A 5,130-nucleotide genomic window follows, 5' to 3' on the forward strand; every position below is an offset into this window, starting at 1 on the left:
CAACCGAGCAGGCCAGCAGCAATGCCTTTGATGACTATGCCGGGCTCGAACAACTTCTCACCCAGAACCGCATTGGCCTGTGGCAAGATCCGGACAAGGGACAGATCATCTGGATACCCATGTTCCGCTCCGCAGACGGCGAGCCTTTGTGGGTTGGTCGTGTTGTCGGCCAGTCAGCGTTTGCCGACTTGTTGCAAAACCTGCTGATACGCGGACTATTGATCAGCATTCCCGTTCTGATCGGCATCCTGTTTGTGGCACGCCGGGTTACGCGCAGCATTGACAGCATCGGCAACAGCCTGGGGCAGGGTGTACAGCGCATCGTCTCGGAAAATAGCGAGGTCAACTTTAACTGGAAACGACCAATCGAACTGAAGGAGGTCGGTGAAAACCTCAGTCGCTTGTCAGTAGCCCATGCGCGCAACCAGCGTAATCTCGTCTCACACACGCAGGAACTCGAGGAGAGCAACCGCTTCAAGTCGGAGTTTCTTGCCAATGTTTCGCATGAATTGAAAACCCCGCTCAATTCGATCCTGGTTCTGTCAAAACTGCTCAAGGATAGTGAAGAACTGGATAGTCAAAAGCGAGAACAGGCCGCGGTTATCAATGCTGCAGGGCGCGACCTGTATCGCCTCATCGAGAACATCCTCGAATTGAGCCTGCTTGAACGCATGGAACAATCGCCCTCTCTCGAAGAGACTGATCTTAAACAACTCATTCTCGACACGGTCGAGTTGATGCGTCCGCAGTACCAGGAAAAATCCCTCGTACTCGAAACCCGCTTTGATTCTGCCTCTCTGCCGATGATTGTCACCGACAACAACAAGCTAAAGCAGATATTACGTAACCTGCTCGCCAATGCGCTCAAGTTCACCGAGCATGGCAGCGTCACTATCAGTGTTAACATCGATTACTCTGAAGTTTCACACTCCCTACCAGTTCATATTTCAGTCATGGATACAGGCATGGGTATTCCTGCAGAGGAGCAACAACGCATTTTTGAAGCCTTCCTCCATGCTGACGGCTCAATCCGGCGGCGATTCGGTGGCACCGGCCTCGGCCTCAACATTAGCCAGCGTCTTACCCATATGATCGGAGGCAAAATCAGCCTCGACAGCAAACCCGGCGAAGGCGCCTGCTTTACAATCTCCCTGCCGCTGGAGTACAACCCCCTGATTACACCGGATGAGGAAAAAATACCTGCCAGGGAAAATCAGGCACCTGCAGTGGCAACAGAAAAAATGCCTGACTACCAGGGCAAACATGTACTCATCATTGATGATGACGTGGATCACCTGCTGCAACTCTCACGCATTCTCTCGCAGTGGAACATCGAGGCGATCATCGCATCTGATGACGAAGAGATACGAGAAGCCCTGGTCGAGAATCCGGATTGCCTGTTGACACTAATCAACCTCGATCTTTGTGATTCGAGCAAGTGTGATAGCATTCATCTGATCGAGGAACAATCGTATCAATGCACCCTGGTCGCAATCAGTGAGGAAGAGCAAACAGATGTGTCAGGCAAGCGTTTTGAATGTGTGCTCACGCCGCCTTTCGACGCTGTAAAATTGAAAGAGCTGATCGATCACCAATTGCAAACAATGAAGACTGACTAACAGGTATGCCAGACCACAGTAACTTTACACTCCTGATTGTCGATGACAATGCCGCCAATCTCTATAGCCTGCGTTCCCTGATCTCAAGCCATCTGCACGCTGCTGTTATCGAGGCCGAGTCGGGCAAGCAGGCAATCGAAATTGCTTCTGAGCGGGATGACATCGACCTGATTGTTCTGGACATCCAGATGCCGGAAATGGATGGCTTTGAAGCGGCAACACTGCTCAAGATGCGCAAGAAAACGCGTGATATCCCGATCATCTTTCTGACGGCAGCTTTCAAAACAGAGGAGTTCCAGCAGCGCGGCTATGATCTTGGTGCGGCTGACTACCTGCTCAAACCGATTGACGATAACCAGCTGATCAACAAGCTAAGCACCTATTTTCGCCTGATCGAAAAGGAGCGAAACCTTAATCGCATACTTGAACAGAAAGTCGCTGAGCGTACCGAGCAGCTTCACCTGGCCAATCAGCACCTGGAAAAAATCCTCGATACCATGGGTGAGGCACTGCTGCTACTCAACAGGGAGGGCATCATCACGCGCGCCAACCCGGCCGCGCTTGCAATGCTCGCTTATAATGAAGATGAGCTAATCGGCATGTCGATCGGTGATATCTTTGAAGAAGAGAGCGACGAACAGGCCAAGGCGTTCATGGGCACCTGGCTTGAGGCATTGATTCGCACCGGTGCACTCAGCGCTATTGAGGCAGCTTTCATCACAAGTACGGAAAAACGTATCCCAATCCTTTTTTCACGCACCGCAATCAACGATAATGCAGGTGAAGTTGAAGAAATTATCTGTATAGCCAAAAATATGAGTGGCTACCACAAGCTGGAGACAGCAGGAAATGAGCATGAGTGACACAGACAATACCGACACTCCGGTCAATGAAGATGCAACCCTGACCGCCAATGCGCTCAAGGCAATGGCGCACCCCCTGCGCTGGCGTATTCTCTGCACGCTTGGGGACCAGGAACTCTCGGTCGGCGAGATCGTTGAACAGATCGGCACCTCCCAGAGTAATATCTCCCAGCACCTCGATCAGTTGCGTAACAAGCACATCCTGGTCTCGCGCAAGGAGGCTAACCGGATCTACTACCGCATCCGTAACGAGCAACTTCTCGAACTGATCGGCACAATGCGCAATGTGCTTTGCCCGACAAACCTTAGTGACATCTAAGGGCGCTTAACCATACAAATAACAAGGCATTGACATCCGCATCATTAAAGCTTCTTATTGATCTATAGAATTATATCTTGTATATTAGATTTCTCTAATACTATAGGTCGGGAGCTCATTGATGAACAAGGTAATACTGACTGTTACCCTATTGCTGACATCCTTGGTACAGGCTGCAGAGCCGAACGCGGATGCTGCAACGTTGGAACTTGCCAGCGCTACGCTGGAGAGCATGCCAAACCACCAGTACCTCGACGGCACTGTAGAAGCAGTCAACAGATCAACTGTCTCGGCACAAACCAGCGGACAGGTTAAAGAGATTCTCTTTGATGTCGATGATTTCGTCAGCAAAGACCAGGTCATTGCGCGCCTGCATGACACCACCCAGCGCACGGCTCTCGAACAGGCGGAAGCGCACTTCAAACAAGTCAAATCAGATCATGAGCGCATTGCCAGCGTCTTCAAGAAAGGCGTTGCCACTGAAGCTGAAATGGAGAATGCAGAGACCTTACTAACAAGCTCCAGGGCGGCCCTTGAAAGCGCCCAGGAGCAACTCAACTACACGGTTATCAAGGCTCCCTACACGGGCATTGTTATGCAGCGCCATATCGAGCCTGGTGAGACAGCCAGCCCCGGCACGCCACTCATGACCGGAATCTCGCTGGAGAAGCTGCGCGTCAGCGTGGATGTGCCCCAGACTCTTGTCAACAAGGTACGCGAATTTGACACTGCCTTCATCCTGTCTGGTGAGGAGCCACCGATTCCCGTTACAAAAATCACGGTTTACCCCTTTGCAGATCCGGCCTCTGGTACCTTCAAGGTCCGGCTCGAACTGCCAACAACAAAACAGCAACTCTACCCGGGCATGTTCGTCAAAACCGCTTTCCTGACCGGGCAACGCGAATTTCTGACCGTACCCACTTCAAGCATTGTCTACCGCTCTGAAGTGACCGGGGTCTATGTCATCAAAGAGTCTGGCGCTATCTCGCTGAGGCACATCCGTGTCGGCAATCAATTTGCACAACGCACTGCGATACTCGCAGGCCTCGCACCGGGTGAGCAGGTCGCCCTGGATCCTGTAGCTGCTGGCATCATGGCGCGCCAGGCAGCGGGAAAAGAGTAATAGCATGAGTCAGAATCTAGGTATATCGGGCAAAACGGCAAAACGCTTTCTGACTACCGAAATCACTCCACTGCTGGCACTACTCGGAATCCTTCTCGGTCTGTTTGCGATCGCAGTGACACCGCGTGAGGAAGAGCCGCAAATCAATGTCACATTTGCGAATATTTTCATCCCCTTTCCGGGCGCCACCGCCGTCGAGATTGAACAACTGGTATCCACACCGGCAGAACAGGTTCTGTCTGAGATCGAGGGAATCGAGCATGTCTATTCGACCTCCCGTCCCGGCATGGCAATCATCACTGTGCAGTATCGTGTTGGCGAAGACCGTACCCAGGCGATTGTGCGTCTTTACAACAAGGTTTTCTCAAACCAGGACTGGTTACCGCACAACCTTGGTGTCGGCACCCCCATCATCAAGCCCAAGGGTATAGACGATGTTCCCATTGTCACTGCGACCCTGTGGTCAAGCGATCCTTCAGTCGGCGCCTACGAACTCGGCCAGGTCGCGCATACCATAGAGGCAGAATTGAAACGCGTGCCCGACACACGTGATATCTACACCATTGGCGAACCGGAACGCACGGTCAAGGTAATGCTCAATCCGCAATCCCTGTCCGGTTACGGAATTGACCTCGACGATCTACGCAACAGTCTGCGTGCCGCCAATTCCACAGCAGATGGCATCAGCATCACCAGCGCAAACAGGGAACTGTTGATCCAGGCAGGAACTTTTCTCACATCAGCCTCAGAACTCGGTGGCCTGGTCATCGGCATGCATGACGGAAAACCGGTTCACCTGCAGGATATCGCAACCATCAGCGAGGGACCGGATCATCCACAGCAGTATGTATGGATCGGTGCCGGGCCGCAGGCAGCTTCTCACGGCCTTGACCTAAATGGTACGCAACCAGCTGTAACAATTGCAGTGGCAAAGAAACCGGGCACCAACGCTGTGAATATTGCCAAGCGAGTCATTGATCGTTTCGAAGACATGAAGGGTATCTTTATTCCCGAAGGTGTCGAGGTAACCATCACACGCAACTACGGTGAGACAGCAGATCACAAGGCACGTAAACTCATCAGCAAGCTGATCTTTGCCACTCTCTCGGTCATTGGCCTGATCGTCATTGCTCTCGGCTGGCGCGAGGCGCTGATTGTCGGTGGCGCCGTCGCCATTACCCTGCTGATCACCCTGTTTGCCTCCTG

Annotated in this window: 5 protein-coding genes; all 5 read left to right on the forward strand. The window is 52.3% G+C overall.

Features of this window, described 5'->3' with window-relative positions:
- On the forward strand, positions 1-1,619 hold a 1,619-nt coding region (locus tag BOW51_RS07400; protein WP_078477126.1), incomplete at its 5' end, for an ATP-binding response regulator.
- A gap of 5 nt (positions 1,620-1,624) precedes the next feature.
- Entirely contained in the window at positions 1,625-2,482 is an 858-nt protein-coding gene (locus BOW51_RS07405; RefSeq protein ID WP_078477127.1) for a response regulator, read from the forward strand.
- Entirely contained in the window at positions 2,475-2,801 is a 327-nt protein-coding gene (locus BOW51_RS07410; protein WP_043116029.1) for an ArsR/SmtB family transcription factor, read from the forward strand. Before BOW51_RS07405 ends, BOW51_RS07410 begins: the two co-directional genes overlap by 8 nt.
- A gap of 121 nt (positions 2,802-2,922) precedes the next feature.
- Entirely contained in the window at positions 2,923-3,924 is a 1,002-nt protein-coding gene (locus tag BOW51_RS07415) for an efflux RND transporter periplasmic adaptor subunit (protein WP_078477128.1), read from the forward strand.
- Positions 3,925-3,928: 4 nt separating this feature from the next.
- Positions 3,929-5,130: efflux RND transporter permease subunit (locus BOW51_RS07420; RefSeq protein WP_135568132.1), on the forward strand; the 1,202-nt coding region annotated here is incomplete at its 3' end.

Source organism: Solemya elarraichensis gill symbiont (assembly GCF_002021095.1).
Lineage (GTDB): Bacteria > Pseudomonadota > Gammaproteobacteria > Chromatiales > Chromatiaceae.